Below are 3,134 nucleotides of genomic sequence, written 5' to 3' on the forward strand. Positions count from 1 at the left end.
CGTGAGCGTCATGCAGAGACCACACGCTGAGGGTTGATCTGGTCGGCTAGGAAGATCTCGCGGAATGGTTTGTCGCGAGGTCACAATGTCCAAGGATAGTCGTAAGGATAGCGATAAGGATAGGCATATGCCTATCCTCGAACACGGCGCCGACACGCTGCAGCGTGTCGAGATCATCACCGGGACGGGCCGGCGTCGGCGCTGGTCGACCGATGCAAAGGCGACGATTGTCGCGGAGAGTTTTGCGCCGGGTGCAAGCGTGTCGGCGGTGGCGCGGCGACACGACATCAGTCCAAGCCTGTTGTTTCTCTGGCGTCGCCAGAGCACGCCGGCGCAGGTCGCGGAGCACGGGGACAGAGGCATGCCACCTGGCTTTGTCCCGGTCGCGATCACCAGCTGTGGCGGCCAGAGGGAGGAGCCGGCGACGATCGAGATTGAGGTCGGCGCGGTTCGTATCCGTGTCAGAGGGACAGTCGACCGGCAGGTACTGTGCGAGGTGCTGGCGGCGGTTGGGACGGTTGGTCGATGATCGGGCTTCGAGCTGGGTTGTCGATCTGGATTGCGACGCAGCCGGTCGATTTCCGCCGCGGCATGGACTCGCTGGCGATGCTGGTGAGCGAGGCCTTTGGAGCCAATCCGTTCGACGGCGGACTTTATGTCTTCCGCTCCAAGCGCCGAGATCGCGTGAAGATCCTGACCTGGGATGGAAGCGGCCTTGTCCTTTACTACAAAAGAATCGAGGGGCAGTTCACCTGGCCGCCGATCAAGGAAGGCGTCATGTCGCTATCTCATGCTCAGCTCTCGGTCCTGCTCGATGGCTCGGACTGGAAGCATGTGCCGATGCGAGCTGTGGATCAGCCGGTACGAGCAGGTTGATCATTATCAAGAGGCGTTCGTCACTCATGCAGAGTTGTTGTAGAATCACTCTGCATGAGTGATTTGCCTTCCGATCCAGCATTGCTCCGACAAACCGTGATGGCGCTTTCGTCACGGCTTGCGGCGTTGTCGGAGGAATGCAGCACGCTGGCGACCGCGCGTGATGCAGCGATCGCCCAACGCGACGCTGCGATCCAGGAGAACGACAAGCTCCTGATGATCCTGTCCCAGTACAAGCGCACGATCTTCGGTCCGCGCTCCGAGACACTGGATATCGGACAGCTATCTCTCTTCAGCATCAGGGCACAGGCGGCTCATGCCGCCGCCAACGACGACGTGACCGGAGGCAGGCTGCCTGACGGAGCGGAGGGCCGTGGAAAGCGACCGGCACGACGCAACCGGGGGAAGCTTCCGGAGCATTTGCCGCGCATCGATGTCGTGATCGATATCGAGGGCCACATCTGCCCCTGCTGCGGCGAGCAGCTGCACAAGATCGGGGAGACCGTCAAGGAAGCCTTCGACATCATTCCGATGCAGTACCGGGTCAAGCGCACCGTGCGTCCGCGGTACGGCTGCCGGGGCTGCCGCCAGGGTGTGGTACAGGCACCCGCGCCGGCCCAGGCGATCGACGGTGGAATGGTGACGGAAGCCTTGCTGGCCCACGTCGCGGTCATGAAATACGGCTACCAGCTGCCGCTGTATCGCCAGGAACAGATGTTTGCCGCCCAAGGCATCACGCTCGACCGGCAAACGCTAGCCTCGTGGATGGGCCGCGTCGCCTGGTGGCTGAAGCCGCTTCACACGCTGTTGCGCCACTCGGTGATGTCCTACCCGCGGCTGTTTGCCGACGAGACGCCGCTGCCAGTTCTCGATCCCGGCCGTGGCAGAACCAAAGTCTGCCAGTTCTGGGCGATCGCCACCGATGACCGCCCATGGGGCGGCCCTGCGCCGCCAGCGGTGGTCTACGTGTTCGCCGAGGATCGCAAGGCGATCCGCGCCAAGCAGCTGTTTAGAGATATAACGGCATCCTGCAGGTTGACGGTTACGCCGCTTACAAGGGGCTGATCAAGAACGGTGGCCGTCTGGTACAACTAGCGTTCTGCTTCGCGCATGCGCGGCGGAAGTTCTGGGACGTCCACGTCGCGACGAAATCGCCGATTGCCGCGGAAGCGCTGCAGCGGATCGCGATGTTTTACGCCGTTGAGGATCGCATTCGCGGTTTGCCGGCGACGCGGCGAGCTGCGGTGCGACAATCCGACACCAGACCGCTGATCGAGGACTTCAAGCCCTGGCTCGAGGCGCGGCTGTTGGAAGTCTCGAAGAAGTCCGGTTTGGGCAAAGCCATCCGCTACACCCTCAACCATTGGGACGGCCTGACGCGCTTTATCGATGACGGACGCATTGAAATAGACAACAATACGGTCGAGCGCAGCATCAAGCCGATAGGGCTTGGAAAGAAGAACTATTTGTTCGCGGGCAGCGAAGGCGGCGCCGAGACATGGGCCATTCTCGCGTCGCTCATCAACTCGGCAAAGCTACAAGATATCGACCCACGGCACTATCTGACCGACGTTCTCGAGCGCATCGCCTCTGGACGCACCAAGATCAATCAGCTGCACACGCTGCTGCCGTGGAATTGGAAGGCCGAGCGCGATGGTTCGGAAGCAAAGCTCGCCGCCTGATCAGTTCGACGGCAGAGCGTCTGGAACTTCCTGCGCGTCGCTGGTGTCGTCATAAATCTCTTCGCGGATCACGCGCAGCGTCACCTCGTGCAGATAGACTTGCAGCGCCCTCTCCAGCTCGGTGAACTCCGGCAACAGGATCTTGTCGACGAAGCCCCGCGACGCGCGGACCATCACCGTGTTGCGTCGCTGGCGGCGATAACGAAACGGCCGCAGCCCATACCGGCGGCAAAGCGCCAGAAACAGATGCCGCGACCACTGGTCGGGAAGTGAGAATTGCTGTTCGATCGGTGGATCGTGGCGAGCGAGTTCCTCGACTCGGGCCCGCACCCGCCGCAGCGCCGCTTCCGCCGCAAGGCGCTCACCAGCAGTTCCGGCACCCACGAACAACGCCTCGATCTTCCGAAGCTTCTCGCGCAGCTGCGACTCGCCGGTCATTCTGATCCCCCGTTGCCCGCTCCGAACCGAGATCACCCCATCACCGCGCAACGGCAGCGTCAATCATCCCAACCGCGCTATCCAGAGCATTCCGCGCAAGTCAAGCCCGGGCACCGGTGATCCCTTCGTGACGCTCAC

Annotated in this window: 3 protein-coding genes and 1 pseudogene; 3 read left to right on the top strand and 1 reads right to left on the bottom strand. The window is 62.3% G+C overall.

Going from position 1 to position 3,134, the window contains the following annotated elements; translation table 11 throughout:
- Nucleotides 1-127 precede the first annotated feature (127 nt).
- From tnpA to tnpC, 3 genes and pseudogenes are all read left to right on the top strand, one after another.
- A complete protein-coding gene (tnpA, locus tag ACZBJS_RS42100; protein WP_176937312.1) occupies nucleotides 128-529 on the top strand; it encodes an IS66-like element accessory protein TnpA in 402 nt (133 codons plus the stop codon).
- The gene (gene tnpB, locus ACZBJS_RS42105; protein WP_229180212.1) at nucleotides 526-876 is read left to right on the top strand and encodes an IS66 family insertion sequence element accessory protein TnpB; all 351 of its coding nucleotides are present in this window, start codon (nucleotides 526-528) and stop codon (nucleotides 874-876) included. Before tnpA ends, tnpB begins: the two co-directional genes overlap by 4 nt.
- 99 nt (nucleotides 877-975) lie before the next feature.
- Nucleotides 976-2,558 (top strand): annotated as a pseudogene (gene tnpC / locus ACZBJS_RS42110) (IS66 family transposase).
- On the opposite strand, the gene ACZBJS_RS42115 reads toward tnpC, so the two are convergent.
- The gene (locus ACZBJS_RS42115; RefSeq protein ID WP_092090658.1) at nucleotides 2,559-2,996 is read right to left on the bottom strand and encodes a hypothetical protein; all 438 of its coding nucleotides are present in this window, start codon (nucleotides 2,994-2,996) and stop codon (nucleotides 2,559-2,561) included.
- Between the last annotated feature and the right edge of the window lie 138 nt (nucleotides 2,997-3,134).

It is taken from the genome of Bradyrhizobium sp. KZN70725 (assembly GCF_055264925.1).

Excerpts from the sequence above, each read along its gene's own strand:
- ACZBJS_RS42115 (WP_092090658.1), bottom strand. The coding sequence starts at position 2,996 with ATGACCGGCGAGTCGCAGCTGCGCGAGAAGCTTCGGAAGATCGAGGCG.
- tnpA (WP_176937312.1), top strand. The coding sequence starts at position 128 with ATGCCTATCCTCGAACACGGCGCCGACACGCTGCAGCGTGTCGAGATC.
- tnpB (WP_229180212.1), top strand. The coding sequence starts at position 526 with ATGATCGGGCTTCGAGCTGGGTTGTCGATCTGGATTGCGACGCAGCCG.